The sequence below is a fragment of the Rhodocaloribacter sp. genome (assembly GCF_056451265.1).
Map to the genome: position 1 here is coordinate 1 of NZ_JBWOPL010000036.1, position 23,125 is coordinate 23,125.

Consider the following 23,125-nt stretch of genomic DNA (forward strand, 5'->3'; position numbering starts at 1 on the left):
GGAACGCATCCGTCGCGAGCATACACCCGGCGTCCAGAAATGGTGACAATCGAGCCCGGAAACAGGATGATCGTCCGTATGGTGTGGCGCGGTTCGTTTTTTGCTAATTTGGCCCGCGTCACCGAGGCGGCGGTGTCCGGGAGGGATAAGGTATCCGTCTCACGTTCAAACAGGGAGACGATGCGATTGAAGGTGCTCACGCTGGGAGGAGTGTTGATCGGCGCGCTGGCGTTGACGCCGGGGCATCGTGCGGCGGCGCAGGAGACGGTTTCGGGCGTCGTTTTGCAACTGGAACACGCCCTCGCGAGCGGGGATGTGGATGCGCTCCTGGATCACGCTTCGGAGCGTATCGGCATCACCCTCTTCGAAGCCAATCGTTATTATAGCCGAGGGCAGGCCCGCTACGTGCTCAAGACCTTTTTCGCGGAGCATCCGCCTCGCCGGTTCGTGCTTCGGAATTATTATAAAACGCAGGGCGGGTGGTTCGCCGAAGGTGATTTCTGGTACGAACGCGGCGAGAGGCCGCTTCGCGTCTATCTTCGGCTCCGATGGTGGCGGGATCGCTGGGAACTGCGCGAGCTTCTGGTCGAGCAGCAGCCCCGTGAATGAGACCGCCTCCGCTTTCGCCTTCCATCGTCCCGCCACCGTTTTCATGACGTGCGCTTCATTGTTGCGCCGACGCGTATGATCTCCAGTTTCAAGGAAAAGGTGGTCAGAGAAGGGCCGGTTCGGGCATATGCCGGTGTGGCGGTGTTTCTCGGGGCGATGTTGCTGATGACGTGGGGCGCGCGGACGTGGCAGCTTGCGCGGGTGTCGGCTTCGGTGGAACGGCGGCAGGCGGCGGCGATGCAATTGGCGCTCTCGCGGGTGGAGCGGGATTTTGCCGAGATGCAGGGGCAATTGTTGTCGGTCGCGCACGCGGTGGCCGAGGCGCCCGAAGTGCTGCGGAACCTGCGGGAATACCGGGGTGGAGACGGCTTTGTCGCCACGGAGGCACTCGTCCGGTACGTGGCGGCCCTCGAAAAGCCTCCCCGGATCGGGATGGAACTCTACGATCCGACGCCGCGCCTCATCGCGTGGAACGGGTTCAGCATGCCCCCGGACGCCGCGCCGAGCGCGCCCCGATTCCTGGAAGAGGTGCAGACGGCCATCGTCCGCGACGGGGACAAACGGGTGGCGCTGGCCGTCTGGTGGCCGGTGCGGGAGGGCGCCCGGGTGCTCGGCGCCGTGCGGGTGATGCGCCTCCTCTACTTCGACGCACCCGTACGCAACCGGTACCTGCGCGACTACAGCCTCGACGAGGTGTGGACGCGCATGACGCATCTCCCCATCCACGTCGATTTTGACGAGGTGTCGGCGGAACCCCGGCGTCCGGGGACCACGCGTTTGCTTCAGGGGACCGACGGCAGGTCGCTCGCGCGGGTCTACGTGGAGCCGCCTGCTCCGGAAGACATCATCGCGGCCGAGCGCACCCGTTTCGATGACGTGATGGCGCTCTGGGCAACCCTGCTCGGGTGCTGGCTCATGGCCGGTCTGTGGCGGTGGCGTCGGAAGGGTATGCAGGCGATAAATGATCAGGCGCCCCTCGGTCCGATGCCGGGCCGTTTTGCTCTGGCGGCGGCGGCATGGGTAGGGCTGCGCTTCGCCCTCCTCGCACTGAACGTTCCTGCACGGTGGCAGACGGGGAAAGCTCCCTTCGCGCCCCTGTTCGACCCGCAGCATCTCGCTTCTACGTTCGGCGGCGGGCTGATGCGTTCCACGGGCGACTTGTTCCTTACGGCGCTCTTTGCGGTCTGCTTCGCGGCGGCGTTCCTGCACCTTTCGATGCGCGTGCCCTCCGGCGCGCTCATCCGCCGGAAACTCCGGGATCGCGTCTTTCGACGCAGGATGGAGCGCAGTTCAACGGCGCGGCTCTTCCTCGTGACGGCCATGACCTCGCTGCTCATCGTCGGGTTGGCGACGTTGCTGGGGCTGATCACGAAACGGGCGATCCTCGACAGCACCCTCAACTACTTCGCGCGCACGGGGCTCTGGCCGGAAAACCTCGTATTGCTCGTCTACGGCGCGCTCTTGCTGATGACGCTGGCGGTGGCCCTCCTCGCCGTCGGGCTCGTGAGGCTGGCGCTGGGGGTGTTGCGCCGGGGAGGTCCCATCGCCGGTTCGGTGCGTGTGTGGGTGATGGCGGCTGCGTTCGGGGTCGCGTTGCCGGTGGGGGTCGTGTATCTGATCTCCGGGGCGGAGCGCCTCGCGCCATGGGTCGTCACGCTGGTTTTCCTCGCGATGGGGGGAGGGGGGGCGGCCTTCGTCACGCTTCGGAAGGTGTCTCTGCCGGGCTTGCTGACGCTGCGGAGTGTGCTCTTCCAGGCGTTTGTGCTCGCGGTTTTGCTCTACCCGCTCGTCTACGACGGCCTCGATGCGCAACGCCGGCTCTGGATGCGCGACGCAGCGGAGACGTTTGAGGAGGGGGACGACCCGCGTGTACGTTTCGCCATCGAGGAGGTGCTTCGGAAAGCCGACTCCTCCGATCTGGCGGAAGCGCTGGCGGCGGAAAGGGGCGACGACGGCCGGCTCGACTCCCTCGCGCGCACCCTGTTGCAAGGCTCCCTGCTCACTTCGCTCGGCGGCTACGAGGTGGGCCTGACCCTCTTCGATCGAGACCGGACGCCCCGGGGACGCTTCATCATCTCACAGCAGCGTTTCAGCCGCGCCACACTCGACGAGATCGACGCGGAGGAGTTTGCCTTGCTTCGTGAGATGGTTGCCGACAGCAGCGCAAACGGCCCCTTCATCGAGCGCGTGACGGGGCGGCGGCGGCGGGATCGTTTCCAGTACATCGGCTTTGCTCCGGCGCCGTTGCAGGGCGACTCGACGGCGGGATGGCTTTTCGTGCGGGCGGAGCCGCAGCCGCAGTTTCGGGAGGAGCACACCCCTTTCCCGCAGGTGCTTTTGCCGGAGGGCTATTACGGCAACGAATACGCCGACCTGGCGCTTGCCGAGTTTCGCAACGGCGTGCTCGTGCGCAGCCTCGGGCGCATCTTCGGCCGGTACCGGCTTCCGGAAGAGGTGATCCGTGAACTGGGCACGCAACCGGCCCTCTGGCGGCAGGAGACCGTGCGCGAACAGCGGTTCCTGACGTACTACGTCCGGATCTCGGACGAGGAGACGGCTTCCCCGGGCGGCGGCCCTCCCGGCGTGCGCACGACCATCGTGGCGGTGCGCACGGCCTCTATCAACACTTTCGACCATCTGTACTATCTCCTCCGCCTGACCGTCGCGGGACTCTTTCTGGCCCTTCCGGTGTACCTCTTCGGTCTCTACTGGCGCCGACGGACCGGGCTCCTGCCCGCCCCCCGCGTCCATTTCCGAGACAAGGTGCTCAATGCTTTCTTTGCCGTCGGCATCATCACCGCTGCGGCGATGGGCTTCGCGGGGCTGCAGGTAGTCACCGGCGAGAACGAACGCGCCGTTCAGAGCTGGTTGCAGCAGCACCTGGAACGGGTCGAAGAGACGCTGGCGCGGCAGGCGCGCGGGGATGAACTGCCGTATCGCGTCCTCGCACGCACCCACGTCGATTCGCTCGCCCTGCTGGTGGGGCTCGATCTGAACATCTATCAGGACGCGCGCCTGGTGGCGACGAGCCGGCCGCAACTCATCCACGATCGGCTCCTCGACCGCCGTCTTCCCATCTCAGCCTATCAGGACCTCTATTTCGACGGATTCCGCTTCTCTTTCACCGAAGAAGAGGTGGGAAGCTTCACCTTCACCGCCGGCTTTCGCGCGCTTGCGGACGAGCGGGGAGCGCCCCGCTACGTGATCTCGGTGCCTACGCTTCCCGAACAGGAGCGCCTGGAGGAGGAGCGGGCGCGGACGGTGGCCTATCTCTTCGGAGCGCTGCTGTTGCTCGTGCTCGTGGTCGTGCTCACGGCCGGGCTGCTGGCGAACGCGCTGGCGCGGCCCATCGCGCGGCTCAGGGAAGGGCTGGAGGCCGTCGCGCAGGGACGGTTCGAACGCATTCGCCCCATCGGCTCCCGCGACGAGATCGGCGAGCTGGTCGAGACGTTCAACGCGATGCAGGAACAGCTGGCCGAGAGCCGCCGCAAGCTGGCGCAACAGGAGCGGCAACTGGCCTGGAGCGAGATGGCGCGGCAGGTGGCCCATGAGATCAAAAACCCGCTCACCCCCATGAAACTCTCGGTCCAACATCTGCTCCGGGCCTATGACGACCTGCTCGCAAAGGACTCCGATCCGGAAAAGCTGAAGCGCTTCCGGGGCATCTTCGAACGCATCACCGGCACGCTCTTCGAACAGGTCAACGCGCTCAAACGCATCGCCGACGAGTTCTCCACCTTCGCCCGTATGCCTACGCGCATGATGGAACCGCTCGACCTCAACGCCGTCATTCGGGAGGCCGTGGCGCTCATGCAGGAAGAGGCCGACGTCGAGATCGTGCTCGACCTGCATCCGGCTCCGCTCGTGCTGGAGGCCGACCGCGAAGAGCTGCGCCGCATCTTCATCAACCTCATCAAAAATGCGATCCAGGCCATCCCGCCCGGCGCTTCACGCCACCTCGAAATCGCGACGGAGAAGCAGGTCGAGAACGGACGCGCCTATGCGTACAGCACCGTGACCGACACCGGCGTCGGCATCCCGCCCGAATTGCACAGCCGGATCTTCGAACCGAACTTCTCGACGAAAACGAGCGGCACGGGTCTCGGCCTGGCCATCGTGAAGAAGAGCGTCGAGGCGCTCAACGGTGAAATCGGCTTCGAAACGGAAGTGGGGGTCGGAACGACGTTCTGGATCCGTCTCCCGCTCAAGGATTAGGGCGCAAACGGGATGCGCCGGACCTTTCCGGCATCTTCCCCCGGAAATGATTCATCGTGGGGGTATGCGAAGGATTGAATGGGGAAGATCGCCAGCCTATCTTCCGGCTCGAACAGCATCGTATGCACACCCGTACGGGCAGGCGCACGCCGCCGGAGCCCGGGTCAATCTGGAATCGGATGAAGGTTGTCGTCGTCGGAGCAGGCGAAGTCGGATTTGACGTGGCGCGGCTCCTGGAAATGGGGCAGCACGACGTGGTGGTCGTCGACGTCGACGCCGAGGCGCTCGAACACGTGCGGGAGCGCCTGGACGTGATGACGATCCAGGGCAACGGCACCTCGGCGACGGTGCTCAGTGAAGCCGGCATCCGGGAAGCCGACCTGCTGATCGCCGTCACGACCATCGACGAGGTGAACATCATCGCCTGCATGATGGCCGACCGCCTGGGGGTGGGGACGACCGTGGCGCGCATCCGCTCGGAGGAGCTCAAAGGAGAAGAGACGGTGCTCTCGGCACAGGATCTCGGCATCGACGTGGTCATTCATCCCGAGGAGAGCGCCGCGGCCGAAGTGGCGCGCCTCATCCGTCGCGCCAGCGCCACCGACATGCTCACCTTCGCCGACGGGCGGCTCCACCTCGTCGGCATCCGCCTCGACGCCGACGCGCCCGTGATCGGGATGTCCATGCAGGAGTTGGCCGCCCGCGCGCCGCACGTCCGGTTCCGCATCATGGCCGTCGTGCGCGGCATCCGCACCATCCTGCCGGGCGGCCGAGAGGTGCTGCGCAAAAACGACCAGGTCTTCGTGCTCTCGCTGCCGAAGTACCTGCCGCCGATCATCAAGATGATGGGGAAGAGCGAGCGCCGGCTGGAGGACATCATGATCCTCGGCGGAACCAAGGTCGGGGCAAAGGTGGCGCAGCTCTTGAGCGGGGTCAAAGGCTTGCGCGTGAAACTCATCGAGCCGGGCCGTGAACGCGCCGAGCGTCTGGCCGAGGCCCTCCCGAACTGCCTCGTGCTCCACGGCAACGCCACCGACATCGACCTCCTCGTGACCGAAGGGCTGAGCGACATGGACGCCTTCGTGGCCGTGACCGAGGACGAAGAGTCCAACCTCGTCACGTGCCTGCTGGCGAAGCACCTGCGCGTGAAGAAGACGGTGGCGTTGCTTTCGAAGGCCGCCTACATCCCCATCAGCCAGTCCATCGGCCTCGATGCCGCGGTGAGCGTCAAGCTGGCCGTCTCGCGCGAGATCATGCGTTTTCTTCGGGGCAAGCACGTGCTCAGCGTGGCGACCGTGCACGGCATGGACGCCGAGATCCTGGAGATGGAAGCGGACCCCGGCTCGCCGATCACACGGGCGCCGCTCAAGGATCTGAAGCTGCCGCGCGGCCTCCTGATCGGCGCGGTCACGTCCGGAAAGCATCTGGAAATCGCCACCGGCACGACGAAGATCGAACCGGGAGAACGCGCCTTCGTGTTCGTGCTTCCGGACGTCGTGGACAAGGTCGAGAAGCTGTTTTCGAGATGAGGGAGAGCCTGCCCGGCCCTCCCGACTTTCCCGCGTGGCAGGACGCCGCACAGACTCCCGGGTTTTTTCGCTATGAAAGTCGTCAACGTCAAGGCGGTCCTGAGCACCCTCGGCGCGTTGCTCTTTTTTCTCGGCATCGCGCTCCTGCTTCCGATGGCGGTGGGGTTGTTCTATGGAGAGCGGGCCTGGTGGAGCTTCGGCCTGACGGCGCTGATCAGCCTCACGGTCGGCGCGCTGGGCTGGCGTTCCATGAAGAGCGAGGCCGAGGACCTGCGCGTGCGGGAAGGGTTCGCCATCGTGGCGCTGGCGTGGTTCGTGCTGGCGCTCGTCGGCGCGTTGCCGTTCGTCTTCGGCGGCGTCCTCGACTCGTATTCCGATGCCTTCTTCGAGACCATCAGCGGCTTCACGACGACGGGGGCGACGATCCTCGGGGGCGGCCATACGCCGGCGATCGAGGCGCTGCCGAACGCGTTTCTCTTCTGGCGCAGCCTTGCGCACTGGCTCGGCGGCATGGGCATCATCGTGCTCACGCTCGCCATCTTACCCATCCTCGGCGTAGGGGGGATGCAGCTCTATAAGGCCGAGGTCCCCGGCCCGTCGGCCGACAAGCTGACGCCGCGCGTGCGGGAGACGGCCCGCCGCCTCTGGCTCATCTACGTCGGCATCACCGTGGTGGAGGTGCTCCTGCTCCTGCCCGCCATGAGCTTCTTCGACGCCGTCAACCACGCCTTCGCCACCATGGCCACGGGCGGCTTCTCGACGGAAAACGGCTCCGTGGGACAGTACGGCTCCGCGTACGTCGACTGGGTCGTCACGGTCTTTATGATCTTCGCCGGGATGAACTTCGCGCTCCACTACCGGCTCCTTCGCGGCGAGGCGATCACCGTCATCCGGGACACCGAACTTCAGGTCTATCTGGGCATCATTCTGGCGGCGACGGCGGTCATCACGCTGAGCCTGTGGGCGCCCACGATGGCGCTTCTGCCGAATGAAGACCCGGCTTCGGCGGGCTTCGAAGGGTTTACGTCCTTCGGAGAAGCCCTGCGGTTTGCGGCGTTTCAGGCCTCTTCCATCATCACCACCACCGGCTTTGCCACGGCAGACTACGAGATCTGGCCGCCGCTGGCCGTGGGCGTGCTCTTCGCGCTCTTCTTCGTGGGCGGCATGGCCGGCTCCACCGGCGGCGGCGTGAAGGTGGTGCGGCACGTGCTCCTCTTCAAAAACTCCTTCAAGGAAGTCAAGCAACTCATCCACCCGCAGGCCATCATGCCGGTGCGCCTCGGGGAACGCGTCGTGCCTCAGGGCGTGATGCGCAACGTGCTCTCGTTTATGGTGCTCTATTTCGGCCTCGTCGTCTTCGGCACCCTGGCGATGGGATTGCTGGGCATGGATCTGCTCAGCGCCTTCGGCGCGACGATCTCGTGCATCGGCAACATCGGGCCGGCCTTCGGCGCCTTTGGACCCGCCGAGAACTACGCCCACGTGCCTGCGCTCGGGAAGTGGGTGCTTGCGGTGCTCATGATCGCGGGACGGCTCGAGATCTTCACGGTGCTCATCCTTTTCGTGCCCGCCTTCTGGCGGCGGTGAGGCGGCCGGGCAGGCGTGGGCGATGCGTCGTCTCTCCTATCGCCCGTAGGAACCCGAGCCCCCGAAAAACGGGCCTTTCCGACCGCCGAAAGGGGCGTCTCGAGGGGCTTGCGCGGCGGAAAAGAAGCATATCTTGTCTGTGCGCACCGCAACGGAGCGGGCAAGCATTCTCCCTCCCTCCGTTCCGAAAGCATCCCCGGACGTCCTCTCTAAATGCATAAAAATCAATGAGAGGGTTTAAGCGGATGAAAAATTGTCGAAACCAGATATAGCGACCGATCCGACGTCGGGTTGGGTGATGAACCCCGAGTGAGGCCTCATCGGCTCAGAAGAGTACAGATGAAGGATGGGCCCTCTTCGCGAGGCCGGAGCGTTCGCTGCGACAGGCAAAGTTTATTCAGAGGTTGGAGCCATGAAACGCCATGCCATCATATGGATCGTGATGTCTTTTGTGTTGAGTGCATGCGCCGCGACCGACGTCGTTCGTACCTATGAACGCGACGATCTCGTCTCCGTGCAACACAACGACGCCAACAGTTATACCCTGCTCACCTACCTCGATGCGCTCGGACAGACCCGCCAGGTGCTTCGGCGGCACGGCGTCTGTGAGATCGTCGTCACTTATTCGCTCACCGGAGAGATTCTGCTCAAAGAGCGGGGCCGGGGCGAACGCGTCATCGGGGCGGTCGAGGCGAGCCGAATCACCCGCCATATCAACGCCGTGCTCGGCATCCCCGATGAACCCGAACCGGTCCCACGAGAGCGATTAACCAGTATATGAGCCATGAAAGCCCGAGAATACCTGGAAAAACATCTCCGCTGGATCTCGAACGACAGCATCGCCTGGGAACGGCTCGCCTTTACGGAGGTCACCGTTTTCGAGCCGGTGTCGCTCGTTGACGCCGCCGTCGACATCGCGTGGGATCGGCTGATGCCTTCCGGCGCGCTCGAACGCCCGGCCCTCGACGTGTTCAGCCACGACGGGATGATCGTCTTTCGCCTGTGCATGGAACCGCTGACGCGGGCGCTGGCGAAGGCGGCCTGAGCGGGACGGGGTGCGGAAGCCGGGTCAATCGTCGCTGAAATCCCGGTGTCCGAAGTAGTGAAGGACGTACTTGAGCTTCATGGCTTTCTGCTTGCCGAAGCCGGGCAGGGCCAGGACGCGCTGCTCGATCTCGGGGAAATCCGCCCCGTCGTTCCACAGGTTGGCCGCGTTGCCGTCGTACGTTTCCGTGAGCATCCTTGCGATGGCGTGCGTATAGTCGGCCATGACGTTGGTGAAGCGGTGCACGGCGGGCTTTTCCGAGAAGCGCTCCCGAAGCTCGTCGGGATCCATCGCGGCGATTTTCTTCACGTCGAGGTGGCCGAGGCGGTTGCGGAGGCGAAGCGGACCGGTGAAGGCGTATTCGGCGCGGACGCGCTGGTCATAGAGAAGCCCGAGGAGCGCCGCGTTCGGATCGTCGCGGAGGTACTGGTCGGCCTCGGGGTCTCCGGTGAGGACGCCTTCGGTGTGGTACCGGTTGAGCATGCGAACGAGGCCGCCGTCGAAGTGGCTGTAGTCGAGCGGGGGGACGTCGAGAGGAGGCATGGGGTTTATCCTGGGTGAAAGGGGGCGGGACACAATCGTTCCGGTCCGAGGCTCAAACGTTCAGACCCGGATCATCTTTCTCCATTTCGGGCCTTCGGGCGTATCCATCACCTCGATGCCGAGGGCCGTGAGTTCTTCGCGGATGGCGTCGGCGCGGGCGAAATCGCGGGCCTTGCGGGCGGCCTGCCGCTCGGCGAGGAGCGCTTCGACCTTCTCCGCGAGCGGGTCGGCGGCCGGAGCGAGGGGCGCGGGGGCTTCGCCTTCGGGGGCAAGGATGCCCAGGAGCGCGTTCATCCGGTCCAGCCACGTCTGCGCGCTTCGGGCCGAGGCTTCGTTGAGGTTGGCCTTGAAGCCGAGGATCAGACGCACCCCTTCGAGCGTCTTCGCGAGCGCCTCCGGGGTGTTGAGATCGTCGAGCATGGCGTCGAGCGCGGCCTCGTAGAGCGCGTCGAGGCGCGGGCCGAGGCGGTCCTCACCCGGAGCGCCGGCGACCAGGGCCGCCGCCACGTGCGCGGCCGCCTCACGGAAGCGCGTCACGTGCCGGATGTTGGCCTTGAGGGTCTTGAGGGTGAAGTTGAACGGCTTCCGGTAATATCCGGAGAGGAGCGTCATCCGCAACGCCAGCGGATCGACCCCTTTGCCGCCCTCGCTCTCGGGAAGGACGAGGCTCCGTACCGTGAGAAAATTCCCCAGCCGCTTCGACATCTTCTCTCCCTCGACCTGAAGGAAACGGGTGTGCACCCAGTGCCGGGCAAACGGCTTCCTGCCCGTGAGGCTCTCCGACTGCGCGATCTCGCATTCGTGGTGCGGGAAGATGAGGTCCTCGCCGCCCGCGTGAAGGTCGAGTTGTTCGCCGAGGTATTCCATCGACATCACGGAGCACTCGATGTGCCAGCCGGGAAAGCCCCATCCCCAGGGGCTGTACCATTGCATGAGGTGCTTCTCGTCCTTCTTCCACAGGGCGAAGTCGCGCGGATCCCGTTTTTCGGGATCGACCACCACGTCGCGGACGGTCTGCTCGAGCTCCGCCGCTTCCCGGTTGCCGGAGAGTTTACCGTATTCCGGAAAGCTCTCGACCGAGAAATAGACCCCCTGCGAGGTCTCGTATGCGTGTCCGTTCGCTATGAGCTTCTCGACGGCGAGGATCTGTTGGCGCACGTGTTCGGTGGCGCGGGGGCGTACGTCCGGTTCGCGCAGGTTGAGCGTGTGCCAGTCTTCGATGAGGACGTTCGCATAATACCGCGCCAGATCCCATATATTGGCAAAACGCCGGCCCTCCTTCGAGCGAAGCGCCTTCACCATGCGATCCTCTCCGCTCGGGTCGGAGAGATCGTCTTCGGTGAGATGCCCCACGTCGGTGATGTTCGTCACGTACGTCGTCCGCCAGCCGATGGCCTGCGCCGTGCGGAGGATGAGGTCGGAGGTGAGAAACGAGCGGAAGTTGCCGATGTGGGCATAGGAATACACCGTCGGCCCACACGAATAGAACCGAAGGTGCTCCGGCTCGTTCGTGATCACCGGCTCGACCGTCTTCGTGAGGGTATTGTACAACCGAAAGGTTTTCTCGGAGTTCATGTCGCTGGCGGTTGGTTCCGTGACGGAGCCGAAAGCGTCTCGGCGTGCGGAGTATAACCAGCGCCGGACTTGGATGTGCCGCATCCTGCAGTCCGGGCGTGACATTCAGAGAGAATTAAGAAACAGACGCGTATTTTTTCGAACGAGACGAGCGGTGTGCGCCTGCCGGTGGAATGGCGCGGTCCGGTTCGTCGTCTAATCTCCCCAGCCCGGTAAGCAAATGAACATCACAGTTTCTCGACTCCGGTCCCTCACGGCGGGACTTCTGGCGCTCGTCGCCTTGGCGGTGAGCGGTTGTGGAAGCACGAAAACGCTCGAGAGTTCGTGGCCCGAACGCCCGGTAGTGGTGGACGGGCACGACGAGGAGTGGTCGGCGCATCGCCTTCCGTTGAAGGATAAAAAGGTGTTGCTCAGTGCGGTCAACGACGATGCGAACCTCTACGTCCGTGTGGAGACGCGCGACCGCGCCCTGCAGGCGCAAATGCTCGGGCGTGGTTTCACCGTCTGGCTCGCCCCCGGCGGCGACAAGTCGAAAAAAATCGGCATCCGCTTTCCGCTCGGCATGGAAGGGCGCGGCGCTAAGTTGCTCCAGCGTGCCCGTCGCGACGGCGGCGACCTCGAAGAGCGGTGGCCGCGCATCGAGGCGGAGATGAAGGCGTTCGAGATCGTCGCCTCGGACGGGGAGCCGCTCGAACGACGGCTCCGGGTCTCCTCCGAAGACATCATGGTCTCGATGTCGTATGTCGACGGGCTGCTCGTGTACGAACTCAAGGTTCCGCTCGCCGGGGGAGAAGGGCGCGCTTATGCGCTCGGCGTGACGCCCGGGCAGACGGTGGCCGTCGGGCTGGAGACGCCCGAGATCGAACGCCGGGAGCCGCGCGCTGACCTCGACGACGGGAGCCGGAGGCGCGGCAGGCGCGGCGGCTTCGGCGACGGTCTCGGCGGACGCGGCGCGCGTGGTCAGGCGGGCCGGCTGCGTCCGGCCACCCCGGACCGGCTCGACGTGTGGGCCACCGTGCGCCTCGCCTCGCCCGACGACGCCGCGGGTTAAACGCCCGATACGGTTTCCCTTCAAAAAAAAAGATCCACATGAAAAAGCATTCAAAGATCTTCGGTCTCCTGTTCGGGGCGGCGCTTGTTCTCGGCGTCGGCCTGGCCGCCCCCGCGCATGCCCAGCGCGGCATGCTCTCGCCCGAGCAGATGAAAGAGCGCATGACCGCCGAGATGGAAGACACGCTCGCCCGGCTCGGCCTCGACGAGGAGACGACGGCAAAGGTGCGCACGATCCTCGCGGCCGGCATCGAGAAGCGCCTGGCGCTCTTTCAGGAAGCGCGCAAGATGCGGAAGCAGGGCGAGGGAAACCGGGGCGCAAGAGGAGCCATGCGTGAGCAGATGATGGCACTGGAGCAGGAAACAGCCTCGGAACTGGCGAGCGTGCTTTCCGAAGAACAGATGGAGCAGTACCGGGAAATCGTCGCTGAGAAGCGGGCCTCCCGGCGAGGCGGCCCCCGGAGAGGACAGTGACGCTCCCCTCAGCCGGACGCCGCTTCGACGGACGGGAGGGGCAGACGGAGACAAGGCATTGGAGCCCTCGGGACCTGGTTTGCCTCTCCGCCGATCCCCCGTGGAAACAGGCGCGTCCCGGGAGAGTTTGATCCCTGCTCAAAAACACCATGCACCTCACCATACGCCGATGCGGGGAGATGCCGCATCGCAGGCGAAATAAACGGACAGAACGGGCGTTATTGATTCAGACGAAAACGTACGACGTGTGACCATACCCGCAGGGCGATCCTCGAAGAAGGCCCGTCTTGCCTGAAAAATACCCTATGTCTGTTCGCCTGCTTTTGTTTTTTGGACTGATCTTCGGCAACGTCGCGTCCGGGTTTGCGCAGTCCACGCGGCCGCCCGAGGTCTCGCCGTCCGGCTTCACGGCCACCGAGCGTCCGCGCCCCTTCATCATCGCAGACCTTGCGGTGGAAGGGGTGGAGGACGGCCCGATTCGGGCATTCGTGAAAAAGGTGAGCGGCCTGCGAGTCGGACAGGAGGTCGAGATGCCCCACGACGTCGCGATCGCCGAAGCCGTGCGCGCCCTCTACCGGGTCGGTCTTTTCTCCGACGTGAAGATCCTCGAAGCCGCGCGTGAGGGTCGGGATCTCCGGCTGATCCTCCGGGTGACGGAAGCCCCGCGTCTGGCCGGCTATACGTTCGAGGGATTGAAAGAGAAAGACGCGCGCGCGCTCGAAAGGGAACTGATGCTCTTTCCCGGGAGCATCCTCCGGCCCGCCGACGTGGAGCGGGCGAGGCAGACGGTGCGACGGATGCTCCGCGCCGGGGGCTATCCGCTGGCCGCGGTGACCACGCGGCAGACGGCGGCAAAGGCGGGCGGGGTCACGCTCGTCTTCGTGGTGAAGCGGGGACCGCGGGTAGAGGTGGCGGACATCGAGATCACGGGCAACGAGGCGCTCTCGGACGACGCCCTGCGCAAACGAATGGCCACGAAACCCCGCCGTTGGTGGCGGTTCTGGCGGAAAGCCACGTTCGATCCGGCCACCTATCGCGCCGACCTCGACCGCATCGTCGCCTACTACAATGAGCAGGGCTATTATGACGCCCGCATCGTGCGGGATACGAGCTTCGTCCACAACGATGAACGCGACCCGGAGATGGTGATCGAGGTCGAAGTGGAAGAGGGGCCGCGCTATCACGTTCGCCGCGTCGAATGGACGGGCAATACGGTGCTTTCGGATGCGGAACTCACCGAGACGCTCGGGCTCCACCCCGGCGATCCGTACAACGGTCGGAAACTGGAAGAGAACCTCTACTTCAACGAGGCGGGCACGGACGTGGCGAGCCGATACCTGAATCAGGGACGCCTCCGCTTCAACGTCACGCCCGACGTCCGCGTGGTCGAAGGCGACTCGCTCGATCTCCACTTCGACCTTTTCGAGGGCGAGGTGTACACCTTCGGCGTCATCGAAATCGCGGGGAACCGGGGGGTGAACGAGCACGTCGTGCGCCGCGAATTGGCGACGCTCCCGGGCCGGCCGTTCAGCCGCGCGGCCATTCAGGAATCACTCATGCGGCTGATGCAGACCGGCTATTTCAGCCCCGAAGCGCTCGCCGCCGGGCCGGAGATCCGTGTGGACGACGAGCGCAAAACGGTGGATCTGATCTATCGCGTGGAAGAAGCGCACAAGAACCCCGTCAGCTTCGGCGGGAGCTATTCGGGCGGTCTGCTCCTTCAGGTCGGGCTGAACCTGAACAACTTCTCTCTCCGCAATCTCGTCCGCCCTTCCCGATGGAACCCCCTGCCGACGGGCGACGGGCAGCGCTTCTCCCTCGGGGTGCAGACGGGCGGCGCCGACTTTCAGGTGTACAGCCTCGATTTCACCGAGCCGTGGTTTCGGGGAAAGCCCAACCCGCTCGGCTTCTCCGCCTCCTTCGCGCACATCGCCGACGGTTTTCGCTCAGACGAAGACCTGGGCGGCTCGCTCGACTCCTGGTCGGTCCGCACCTTCCACGACCGCCAACTCGGCCGCCGCTTCTCGATGTCGACGGGGCTCCGGCTGCGCTCGTACGACAACAGGGGGTGGACGACCCTTCTGCCCGAGGGCTCCAGCCTCGAACTCGTATTTGCTCAGAGTTTCACCCGGAGCACGCTCGATCATCCGCTCTTCCCGCATCGGGGCACGATGGCCCAGCTGAGCGTGGAGGTGGCCCCGCCGTTGAGCAATGTGCAATACCACAAATGGCGGCTACGGGGCAAATGGCAGATCCCGCTCACGAAGACGATCGGCCTCGGCCTCTCGGCAGACTGGGGCTATACGGGCTCCCTCACGGGCGAGGACGTCGGGTTTCAGCGCTTCCTCGTCGGAGGCTCGCCCATAGACGCGCAGGGCTTCGAGCCGTTCTTCGGCCAGGACATCGTCTACATGCGCGGGTATCCCTCGCGGGTCATCGGCCCGCGCGAGGCAGACGGGAGCGCCGCCGGCGGACGGGTGCTGAACAAGTATTCGCTCGAACTCGGATGGAGAGCGGTGCAGAAACCACAGCTGACCGTGATGCCGTATCTCTTTTTCGATGCCGCCAACGCCTGGCGCGGCTTCGACGACTACCGGCCGACCGACCTCTTCAGCGCCGCCGGCATCGGAATGCGGGTGCGCCTGCCCATCCTCGGCCTCGTCGAGTTCAGCTATGGAACCAACCTCGACACCTACGCGCCGCTCGACGGTCACGACGGGTCGCGCGGCTGGCGATTCCAGATCTCCCTGGGCCGAACGTTTAATTTTTAATGGTGAAATTGTCCTGATTTTGTGGAAAGAGGGGGGGGCGTGAAGCAGACGGGCAACCTCGGAGGGGAGCCTGCGTTTCTCGGGCCGGTGGTAAGCGTGATGTTTACCTCCCGGATGCATGGACGAAAGCCCGGCGTAAAACGATACGTCGGGCTTTCGTTTTTCTTCAGACAGGCATGGCAAAAGCGCTCGGCCCCTTTCGCCGGAGATTGCCTTCGGCCTCCTTGTGCAGGGTTTCCAGTTGTCCGAGCATGGACCGGCACAGCGCCACGGAAGCATAGAGTTGGGTGATCTCTTCGATCGCTTCGTGGCATTGCCCGGAATCTTCCAGATCATGCGCGCTGAGCGCTCGTACGAGCGCATCGATTTCAAGGAGGCAGGACCGAATCATCTCGGTCAGTGACAGCCTGGTCATAGCGATTCCTCCTCTATTCCCGAAAAAAGTCCAATCGGGCTCCCTTTCTCTCTGGTTATCATCGGCGCAGGGGCGCGGAATTGAATAGGAAAATCGCCCATTGTGCCCGGGGATAGATGAGGGGAATGGAATGGGGCGCCGGGAGCAGGCGTCTAATGTCCGAAAGCCGGGGAAGGCCGCCGACTCCTGCGAGGGATCGGGGCCGGCAGGCGTCCTGCCGGGGCATCCCAATCCGGCGACGACATCGGGCCGATGCGTACTTCGACACCACGAACCTGTAGACGGACAGAGCCATGAAAACATATAAGGAGTATCGAGAGGGGAGCCTATGGCGTCACGGCGTTTTTTTCGTGCTCGCCCTTTTTCTCATCAGCGCGTGCGATACGGCGACGCCCGAAGCGCAGGAAGCCGCCGTCGAAGACGAGACCCTTCAGGCCGTGGCGGAGGCGTTGCAGACGGAACTTGACCTGAGCGCGGCGCAGGCGCAGGAGATAAACGGGGTCCTGGCCACGCATGAAGGCGAAGAGGCGGGTGCGTTGTGGTTCGTCGCGGCGGAGCTTCAAGAGCAGTTGACGGAAGAGCAGAAAGCGAGCCTCTTCGCGCGGGCCGCCGAGCGACGTGACGCGTTCCGAGCGCGTAGGGCCGAAGGCGCGCCCGGACGCATGAACGGAAAGGGGCGGATGCGCCGCGCCGGAGGCTTCATCCGGGGAGCCCTGGAGGGACCGCTCGCCGAACGGCTGACGGAAGAACAGCAGACGGCCTTCGAAGAACTGCGGGCCCGTCATCGGGAAGCGATGCGCGCCTTGATCGACCAGAAGCGGGAAGGAACGCTCGCACCCGAGGATTTTCGCGAACAGATGAGGAGCCTGAATGAAAGCATGAAGGCCGAGGTGGGGGCGTTGCTCACGGATGAGCAGAAGGCGGCGCTCGAAGCCCGTCGCGACGAGGGTCGGCAAGCGCGACGCGCCCGCGCGGGGGAGCGGCTGGAGGCGATGGCCGAGGCGCTCGAACTGACGCCCGAACAGCAGGCGAAGCTCCGTGAACTGCGGGAGACCCATCGCGCCGCCATGAAGGCGTTCATGGAGGAGGCCAAAGCCGGTGAGCGCGACCGTGAAGAGATCCGCGCCGCGCTCGCCGAGTTGCGCGCCGCGCAGCGGGCAGAGATGGCCGACGTGCTGACGGACCGGCAGGAGGAGATCGTCCGACTGCATCGCATCCTCGCGGCCAAGGTGATGACGAAACGCCGGGGGGCTGGCGAGGGCAGCCTCCGGCAACAACACCGCCCCGGCCGACGGAACGGTGGATGACGCGACGCGACGTGCGAAAGAGGAAGCGTCGGGCTTCGGCGCTTCCTCTTTCGTATGTTGCCTTCCCCGAACGCGCGCAGGAGGGGAGCGGCAAAGAAACGGTCATACGAAACACGGAACGGGCCTCCCGGTGTCTCGCAAGGAAAGCACGATGACGGGTACGCATCCGCCGGATGACGGGGCGGAGCGGGTGCTGGTTGCTCGTGCGAGCGCCGGGGACCGGCAGGCCTTCCGGACACTCGTTGAACGCTTCGAACGCGACGTTGCCGCCACGGTGGTGGCGATGCTCGGCCCGGGCGCGGCGGTGGACGACGTGGTGCAGGAGGTGTTCATTCGCTTTTACGAGGCGCTCCCGCAGTTTCGGGGGGAGGCAAAGGTGAGCACCTATCTCAAACGCATCGCCATCAACCGCTCGCTCGACGAACTGCGGAAGCGCAAACGGATGCTCGCCCGCTTCCTCAGCCGCGACGATGCTTCGGCATCCGTGCCGGAGCCGGGGGTGGAAGGGGACGACGAGGTGGAACGACGCGAGCGCCGGGTCCTCGTGCATCGCGCCATCGGGTCGCTGCCGCCGAAACACCGCGCCGTCGTCGTGCTCCGCCTCATCGAAGGCTACTCGACCGAGGAGACCGCCGAGATACTCGGCGTCGCCTACGGGACCGTCCTCTCGCGGCTGAACCGGGCGCGCGCCAGGCTCAAGACCGTCCTCGAACCTTATCTCGAAAACCCGCCGTCAGAGGCTCCCCGGAGGGAGCCGGATACGGAGATGGAACCATGAAACACGAAGACACGGAACAGATGCTTCGCCGCCTGGAGGGTCGGATGACGCCGGAGGAAGCCGAGCGGTGGGACCGCCGCGTGGCCGCCTCGCCCGAACTCCGCGCACAACGCGACGAGTGGCGCGCTCTTCAGGGGGTGCTTCGGACCACCGTGCGCGAGGATGCGGAAGAGGCGCTCCGGCCCTTCTTCACCGATCGCCTCATGCGCCGGCTCAGGCCCCCGGCAGCCGCCCGCGCCGAGGCGTTCGCGACCTCGCTCGCCGCCTTTTTCCGTCCGGTGGCGCTCGCGGGCTTGCTCATCATCGCGATGCTCGTCGGCTACAACGTTTCGTCCTATGCGTATGAGGTCGAGCCGTCGACCACGGAAGCGGTGCTGGGGCTGCCCCCGCTGACTGTGGCGACGGCCTTCGACGCGGCCTACGATCCCGCTTACGAAACCCTTTCGGAAAAACCATGACTGCGCGGACGAAATCTGCCCTCATCCTCCTCGTCACGCTGGCCGTCGGCATCCTCATCGGCTCGCTGGCGACGAGCGCCGTCATCAACCACCGGATGGAGCAACTGGCCGAATTGAGACGACCGACCGGCTTCTCTCTGATGCTCGAACGGGTGATCCGGCCGCAAGATGAGGCGCAGCGCGAACAGATCCGCGCCATTCTGGAGGAGGCCGGCGCGCGCATGGCCGAACTGCGCCGCTCCCATTTCACCGAACTCAAGGCGATCATCGACTCGACGCGGACACGCCTCGACCCCATCCTCACCCCGGAGCAACGACAACGCCTCGAAGCCTGGTTTTCACGCGACCGGGAGCGGTTGAAGACCAGACGGTGGCGAAGACGTCCCGGTGTCGACCGGGCCCATCCCCCGGCGCCCCCGCCGGATTCCCTGCCGGAACGATGACCTTTGTTGGTGAGGCAGGAGGAATGACACGGGATTTTCGAACTTCTGACCCTAAATTGGCTGCTGCGAAAGGAAAGATGCGTTCTTTCCGGTTCGTAGTTTTCTCATGATAACCCAAGCGCTCATTGCCGCTATGAAAAAAATTATTCCCCTCCTGCTCGTGGTCGTACTCGGTGGCGCGGGCTGGTGGTACTTTGCAAGGAACGGGGAAGAAGTGAAGAGCCCGTACCGTTTCGTCACCCTCGAGCGGGGGGATCTGGAGTCGGTGGTCTCGAGCACGGGCAACCTCGAAGCCGTCGTCACGGTGCAGGTGGGCACGCAGGTCTCGGGGATCGTCTCCAAGATCTACGCCGACTTCAACGACCGGGTGCGAAAAGGGCAGGTCATCGCGCTGATCGACACGACACTGCTCGTCAGCGCGGTGCGCGACGCTCAGGCGAACCTCGAACGGAACCAGGCGCAGCTCGCCTTTGCCCGCCAGGAGTTCGAACGCATCCGCGATCTGTTCGAGAAAAACTTCAGCACAGAGGTCGAATACAACACGGCGAAGTACAATTACGACGTGGCGCGCGCCTCGGCCCAGTCGGCGCAGGTCAACCTCGAACGGGCCCGCCGGAACCTTGCCTATGCCACGATCCGCGCGCCGATCTCGGGCGTCGTCATCGAACGCAACGTGGACGTGGGGCAGACCGTCGCGGCCAGCTTCTCCGCGCCCCAGCTGTTCCTCATCGCCAAGGATCTCTCGCAGATGCAGATCCTGGCTTCCGTGGACGAGAGCGACATCGGGCTGATCAAGGAAGGGCAGGAGGCGCGCTTCACCGTGCAGGCGTACGACGACCGGACGTTTACCGGAACGGTCCGGCAGGTGCGGCTCCAGTCTCAGACGCAGGAGAACGTGGTCAACTATACGGTCGTCGTCGACGTGAACAACCAGGATGGACTTTTGCTGCCCGGCATGACGGCCACGGTGGATTTCATCATCGAGCAGGCGAGCGACGTCTTGAAGGCGCCCAACGCGGCGCTCCGATTCCGACCCACGGAGGCCATGATGACGGCTTTCCGTGAGCGCATGGCGCAGATGCGGGCGAATGCCCCGGACTCCGTGCGCAGCCGCTTTGCCGGTCAGCGCCCGGGCGGCGGCTCCGGTGGCTTCTCCGGTGCGGGGAGGCGGCCCTCGAACGTGGCCATGCTGTGGTACCTCGATGAAGACGGCCACGTGAACGCCGTGCGCGTACGCACCGGCATCACGGACGGGCAGATGACCGAGGTGCGCGGGCGCAACCTGGAGCCCGGCATGCAGGTCATCGCCGGCGTCACACAGACGGGCGCCTCCGCCGGAACCGCCAACCCCTTCCAGAGCAACACCACCCGTCGCCGTCCCGGCGGCTTCTGATCGCGTCGAAAGTAAGCATGGAGAGCATTGTGAACGAAGCCGAACGGACCGTCGACACGGTCATCCACGTCGAGGGCGTGACGAAGGTCTACACGATGGGCAAGACCCACGTGCACGCCCTGCGCGGCATCAACCTGAGCATCGAGCGCGGAGAGATGATCGCCATCATGGGCGCTTCCGGATCCGGCAAATCGACGTTGATGAACATCATCGGCTGCCTCGACTACCCCACGGCCGGGACGTACGACCTCGACGGGATCCGCGTCGAAGGCCTGACCAAAAACCAGCTCGCCGACATTCGGAACCGGAAAATCGGCTTCGTCTTTCAGGGGTTCAACCTGCTGGCCCGCACGACGGCGCTCGAAAACGTGGAACTGCCGTTGCTCTACGACCGCTCCGGGCGCAAATTGAATACGAAGGAGATGGCGCGGGCGGCGCTCGAACGCGTCGGCCTCGGCGACCGGCTCGACCACGAACCGAGCGAACTCTCGGGCGGACAGCAACAGCGCGTGGCCATCGCACGGGCGCTCGTCGGCAACCCGGCCATCCTCCTCGCCGACGAACCCACGGGCAACCTCGACAGCCGCACCTCCGTGGAAGTGCTCGCGCTGTTTCAGGCGCTCAACGAACAGGGCATCACCATTTTGCTCGTCACACACGAACACGACATCGCGCAGTACACGAAACGCATCGTCGAACTCCGGGACGGGCTGGTGATCCGCGATCATCCCGTCACCGACCGTCGGAGGGCCGCCGAAGACCTCGAACAGTTGACCTCTCTTGAGGAGGAAGTCCTATGAAAGCGATGACGCTCGTCAAAGTGGCCGGACAGAGCATCCGGAAGAACAAGATGCGGACGCTCCTGACGATGCTCGGCATTATCATCGGCGTTGGAGCGGTCATCATGATGGTCGCCATCGGCGAGGGTGCGCAGGAGCAGATCCAGCGCCAGATCAACAGCCTGGGGACGAACATGATCGTCATCACGCCGGGATCGAGCAGTCAGGGCGGCGTCAGTCAGGGGGCCGGAACGTTCAACCGCCTGACGGTCGACGATGCAAAGAAGCTCAAACGAGAGAGCGTGTATCTCTCGGCCGTCTCACCGGTCGTGTTCACCCGCAGTCAGGTCATCGGAGGGCAGGGCAACTGGCGCACGACCATCAACGGCGTCGACACGGATTTTCAACTGATCCGGGACTGGCCCGTCGTCTCCGGGCGCTTCTTCGATCAGAGCGAAGTGCGGTCGATGCGCAAAGTGGCCGTGCTCGGGAAGACCGTGGCGGAGAACCTCTTTCCGGGCGAGGACCCGGTCGGGCAACAGATCCGGATCCGCAACGTGCCTTTCCGCATCATCGGCGTGTTGTCCGAGAAAGGACAGACGGCCGGCGGGACGGACCAGGACGACGTCATCCTGGCCCCGTACACGACGGTCCAGAACCGGCTGAGCGGCTGGAGCCGCATCTTCCAGATCCTCGCCAGCACGTCTACGCCTGCGGACATCCCGGCGGCACAGGAGGAGATGCGGCTTATCATGAGGGAGTCGCACGACCTGGCGGAATGGGCGAATGACGACTTCACCATCCGGAACCAGACCGACCTCGCCGAAGCCGCTCAGGGCACGACCGAGGTGATGACGATGCTCCTCTTTGCCATTGCTTCGATTTCGCTGCTCGTCGGCGGCATCGGCATCATGAACATCATGCTCGTCTCCGTCACCGAGCGCACGCGAGAGATCGGCATCCGTATGGCCATCGGCGCGCGCGGCTCCGACGTGCTGACGCAGTTCCTCGTCGAGAGCATCGTCATGAGTGTCCTCGGCGGGCTCGTCGGCATCCTCGTCGGCTTCGGGGGGACGGAGATCCTCGGGCGTCTGACGGGATGGAGCACGGCCATCTCGATGGACACCGTGATGCTCGCGCTCTTCTTCTCGGCCGCCGTCGGGATCTTCTTCGGCTTCTATCCCGCCCGAAAGGCGGCGCGCCTCAATCCCATCGAGGCCCTCCGGTACGAGTAGCGTTTATCCGGTGCGAGCAGCGTTTAAACGGTCAACCGCGCTAACGCACTCTATTGCCGCACGATCTCCCAGACGAGGTGGTTCAGTTCGGAGAGGATGAGGCGGTCGAGGGCGAGGCGGACCGCGCCCGTGGAGCCGGGCGTGGAGAAGATGAGCGTGTCGCGGTAGACGCCTGCGATGGCGCGCGAGAGCATCGCGCCCGCGCCGATCTCTTCGTAGGAGAGCATCCGGAAGAGCTCGCCGAAGCCGGGAAGGGTTTTTTCGAGCCGGGCGGCGACGGCCTCGTAGGTGGTGTCCCGCCGGCTGATGCCCGTGCCTCCGTTGATGAGGATCGCCTCGGCGACGTCGGCCCACTCCTCGAGCAGCGCCGTGATGCGTTCCGGCTCGTCGGGGAGGATGCGGTAGGCGATGACCTCGTGTCCGGCCTCCGCAAGGCGGCTTTTCATGAGCGCGCCGCTCCGGTCCGTGGCCTCGGTGCGGGTGTCGCTCACGGTCAGCACGGCGCAGCGTACGGGCTGCTCGCGCGCGAGGCGTTTATGCGCTGCGTAGCTCATGCGGGTGCTCGTGTTCGTGCGCGGCGTCCTCGTGCGCGGCGGGGGCCTCAACGTCGCCGGGGAGCGGCTCGCCGAACCAGCGCGGCGGGTCGTAGCCGTGTCCGCCCCACGGATGGCACCGCCCGATGCGGTGGATCGCCAGGATCGTCCCCTTCACCGCGCCGTACTTCCGGAGCGCCTCCAGAGCATAGCTCGAACACGTCGGCGTATAGCGGCAACTCGACGGGAAATACGGGGAGACGGCGAGCTGATAGAAACGCACCAGCCCGATGAGGAGCAGACGGGGCAGCCGAAGCAGGATGCGGAGCATGGCGCGGGTCGGAGGAAAGACGTGGAACGATAGACCTCGTATCCCCGTCGCCGGT

At 64.9% G+C, this 23,125-nt stretch carries 22 protein-coding genes; 16 read left to right on the forward strand and 6 right to left on the reverse strand.

Annotation, left to right across the window (positions count from 1 at the left end):
• On the reverse strand, positions 1–200 hold a 200-nt coding region (locus AC1HIY_RS06115), incomplete at its 3' end, for a hypothetical protein (RefSeq protein WP_479575831.1).
• Here AC1HIY_RS06115 and AC1HIY_RS06120 point away from each other — a divergent pair.
• The 6 genes from AC1HIY_RS06120 to AC1HIY_RS06145 all read left to right on the forward strand — a co-directional run bounded on the left by AC1HIY_RS06120 (position 181) and on the right by AC1HIY_RS06145 (position 8,985).
• Positions 181–609 carry a DUF4783 domain-containing protein gene (locus AC1HIY_RS06120; RefSeq protein WP_479575832.1) on the forward strand — a complete coding sequence of 143 codons (429 nt, stop codon included), beginning with the start codon at positions 181–183 and terminating at the stop codon, positions 607–609. The two genes, AC1HIY_RS06115 and AC1HIY_RS06120, sit on opposite strands and share 20 nt — an antisense overlap.
• A gap of 75 nt (positions 610–684) precedes the next feature.
• Complete coding sequence (locus AC1HIY_RS06125; protein ID WP_479575833.1) at positions 685–4,824, forward strand: sensor histidine kinase; 4,140 nt, start codon at positions 685–687, stop codon at positions 4,822–4,824.
• A gap of 179 nt (positions 4,825–5,003) precedes the next feature.
• Positions 5,004–6,353, forward strand: coding sequence for a Trk system potassium transporter TrkA (gene trkA / locus AC1HIY_RS06130; RefSeq protein ID WP_479575834.1), 1,350 nt, complete (start codon positions 5,004–5,006; stop codon positions 6,351–6,353).
• Positions 6,354–6,425: 72 nt separating this feature from the next.
• The gene (locus AC1HIY_RS06135) at positions 6,426–7,940 is read left to right on the forward strand and encodes a TrkH family potassium uptake protein (protein WP_479575835.1); all 1,515 of its coding nucleotides are present in this window, start codon (positions 6,426–6,428) and stop codon (positions 7,938–7,940) included.
• Between the two features lie 412 nt (positions 7,941–8,352).
• Entirely contained in the window at positions 8,353–8,721 is a 369-nt protein-coding gene (locus AC1HIY_RS06140; protein ID WP_479575836.1) for a hypothetical protein, read from the forward strand.
• Positions 8,722–8,724: 3 nt separating this feature from the next.
• Positions 8,725–8,985 carry a hypothetical protein gene (locus AC1HIY_RS06145; protein WP_479575837.1) on the forward strand — a complete coding sequence of 87 codons (261 nt, stop codon included), beginning with the start codon at positions 8,725–8,727 and terminating at the stop codon, positions 8,983–8,985.
• 24 nt (positions 8,986–9,009) lie between these two features.
• Here AC1HIY_RS06145 and AC1HIY_RS06150 read toward each other — a convergent pair whose 3' ends face one another.
• Positions 9,010–9,528 (reverse strand): HhH-GPD-type base excision DNA repair protein, encoded by a 519-nt coding sequence (locus AC1HIY_RS06150; protein WP_479575838.1) that lies wholly within the window; start codon positions 9,526–9,528, stop codon positions 9,010–9,012.
• Positions 9,529–9,588: 60 nt separating this feature from the next.
• The gene (gene cysS / locus AC1HIY_RS06155; protein WP_479575839.1) at positions 9,589–11,103 is read right to left on the reverse strand and encodes a cysteine--tRNA ligase; all 1,515 of its coding nucleotides are present in this window, start codon (positions 11,101–11,103) and stop codon (positions 9,589–9,591) included.
• A gap of 220 nt (positions 11,104–11,323) precedes the next feature.
• Here cysS and AC1HIY_RS06160 point away from each other — a divergent pair, with 220 nt between their 5' ends.
• The 3 genes from AC1HIY_RS06160 (at position 11,324) to bamA (ending at position 15,398) form a co-directional block, all read left to right on the forward strand.
• Complete coding sequence (locus tag AC1HIY_RS06160) at positions 11,324–12,154, forward strand: hypothetical protein (protein WP_479575840.1); 831 nt, start codon at positions 11,324–11,326, stop codon at positions 12,152–12,154.
• Between the two features lie 38 nt (positions 12,155–12,192).
• Positions 12,193–12,627 (forward strand): hypothetical protein, encoded by a 435-nt coding sequence (locus AC1HIY_RS06165; protein ID WP_479575841.1) that lies wholly within the window; start codon positions 12,193–12,195, stop codon positions 12,625–12,627.
• Positions 12,628–12,932: 305 nt separating this feature from the next.
• Complete coding sequence (gene bamA, locus AC1HIY_RS06170) at positions 12,933–15,398, forward strand: outer membrane protein assembly factor BamA (RefSeq protein ID WP_479575842.1); 2,466 nt, start codon at positions 12,933–12,935, stop codon at positions 15,396–15,398.
• 166 nt (positions 15,399–15,564) lie between these two features.
• On the opposite strand, the gene AC1HIY_RS06175 is transcribed toward bamA, so the two are convergent.
• Complete coding sequence (locus AC1HIY_RS06175; protein WP_479575843.1) at positions 15,565–15,813, reverse strand: hypothetical protein; 249 nt, start codon at positions 15,811–15,813, stop codon at positions 15,565–15,567.
• Between the two features lie 293 nt (positions 15,814–16,106).
• Between AC1HIY_RS06175 and AC1HIY_RS06180 the strand changes: the two genes are divergently transcribed.
• The 7 genes from AC1HIY_RS06180 to AC1HIY_RS06210 all read left to right on the forward strand — a co-directional run bounded on the left by AC1HIY_RS06180 (position 16,107) and on the right by AC1HIY_RS06210 (position 22,206).
• Entirely contained in the window at positions 16,107–17,120 is a 1,014-nt protein-coding gene (locus AC1HIY_RS06180; RefSeq protein WP_479575844.1) for a Spy/CpxP family protein refolding chaperone, read from the forward strand.
• Positions 17,121–17,271: 151 nt separating this feature from the next.
• Positions 17,272–17,898: an RNA polymerase sigma factor gene (locus AC1HIY_RS06185; RefSeq protein ID WP_479575845.1), complete on the forward strand. Its 627-nt coding sequence runs from the start codon at positions 17,272–17,274 to the stop codon at positions 17,896–17,898.
• Positions 17,895–18,356 carry a hypothetical protein gene (locus AC1HIY_RS06190; protein WP_479575846.1) on the forward strand — a complete coding sequence of 154 codons (462 nt, stop codon included), beginning with the start codon at positions 17,895–17,897 and terminating at the stop codon, positions 18,354–18,356. The genes AC1HIY_RS06185 and AC1HIY_RS06190 overlap by 4 nt, the downstream gene beginning before the upstream one ends.
• Positions 18,353–18,799: a hypothetical protein gene (locus tag AC1HIY_RS06195; protein WP_479575847.1), complete on the forward strand. Its 447-nt coding sequence runs from the start codon at positions 18,353–18,355 to the stop codon at positions 18,797–18,799. Before AC1HIY_RS06190 ends, AC1HIY_RS06195 begins: the two co-directional genes overlap by 4 nt.
• A 133-nt stretch (positions 18,800–18,932) precedes the next feature.
• Positions 18,933–20,192 carry an efflux RND transporter periplasmic adaptor subunit gene (locus AC1HIY_RS06200; protein ID WP_479575848.1) on the forward strand — a complete coding sequence of 420 codons (1,260 nt, stop codon included), beginning with the start codon at positions 18,933–18,935 and terminating at the stop codon, positions 20,190–20,192.
• A 17-nt stretch (positions 20,193–20,209) separates the two neighbouring features.
• Entirely contained in the window at positions 20,210–20,992 is a 783-nt protein-coding gene (locus AC1HIY_RS06205) for an ABC transporter ATP-binding protein (protein ID WP_479575849.1), read from the forward strand.
• Positions 20,989–22,206: an ABC transporter permease gene (locus tag AC1HIY_RS06210; RefSeq protein ID WP_479575850.1), complete on the forward strand. Its 1,218-nt coding sequence runs from the start codon at positions 20,989–20,991 to the stop codon at positions 22,204–22,206. Before AC1HIY_RS06205 ends, AC1HIY_RS06210 begins: the two co-directional genes overlap by 4 nt.
• Positions 22,207–22,256: 50 nt before the next feature.
• Here the strand turns inward: AC1HIY_RS06210 and AC1HIY_RS06215 are convergent, their stop codons facing one another.
• Complete coding sequence (locus tag AC1HIY_RS06215) at positions 22,257–22,760, reverse strand: MogA/MoaB family molybdenum cofactor biosynthesis protein (protein ID WP_479575851.1); 504 nt, start codon at positions 22,758–22,760, stop codon at positions 22,257–22,259.
• Complete coding sequence (gene yidD, locus AC1HIY_RS06220; protein WP_479575852.1) at positions 22,741–23,070, reverse strand: membrane protein insertion efficiency factor YidD; 330 nt, start codon at positions 23,068–23,070, stop codon at positions 22,741–22,743. The genes AC1HIY_RS06215 and yidD overlap by 20 nt, the downstream gene beginning before the upstream one ends.
• Positions 23,071–23,125: the final 55 nt, after the last annotated feature.